The sequence below is a fragment of the Oleiphilus sp. HI0067 genome (assembly GCF_001635735.1).
This window is the reverse complement of sequence record NZ_LWFI01000742.1, coordinates 1-705: the sequence shown is the minus strand read 5'-3', so window position 1 is coordinate 705 and position 705 is coordinate 1. Positions and strand designations below refer to the sequence as shown.

The window sequence follows — 705 nt, the reverse complement described above, 5'->3', positions numbered from 1 at the left end:
CATCCCGAACTCAGAAGTGAAACGGTTCATCGCCGATGGTAGTGTGGGAGGTCCCATGTGAGAGTAGGTCATCGTCAGGCTTCTAATATGAGAGAGGGCTATCTGGTTGGATAGCCCTTTTTTTATGTATGGAATTTATAGACAGAGCATTCACATGGGTACCATGTGGAGTAAGGCAAAGACTGCTGTAGCCAATTCTAGGTATACCCCGTAAGCATACAACGAGCTAAGCCTGTGAGCAAAGGTCCGTCGCGACCGGCTTTAATCTTCTAATGCAAAACTGCTGTGGAATCTCGTCCTTTTTATAAATCGCAAGATCATCCTCTCAAACCGCACCCGTTACTTTAATTATTAATCCCTGTTCAAGCTAAGAACGTTTTGGGCAAGTTTGGTTTTAACCGTGAAAGCATTAACACAGTTTTGGGTATGCTTTTTAATGTGTGTGGTAAGAGCTTGTGGTCTATCCATCAATTCTGTATGCGATAGCAGTATTAGTGATGTGCTTATTATCGGTCCACGACTGAGTGCTGATCACAAATTAGACAAAATGCATTATGTTTACTTAAATGGCCACACTACTTAAAGCGAGGTGAGTTTATGGGCTCTCAAAAAATTGTGGGTATCGTTTTGATTGTGGTTGGTGTTGCAGTTGTTCTATGGGGGTATAACGTTAGTTCTTCTCTATCTGGCCAAGTGGGGCAGGCG

At 43.1% G+C, this 705-nt stretch carries 1 protein-coding gene; it reads left to right on the top strand.

Annotated features, from left to right (window positions below; genetic code table 11):
- Positions 1-597 precede the first annotated feature (597 nt).
- Positions 598-705, top strand: a 108-nt coding sequence (locus A3739_RS31370) for a DUF3185 family protein (RefSeq protein ID WP_156502470.1), incomplete at its 3' end; no start/stop codon positions are given.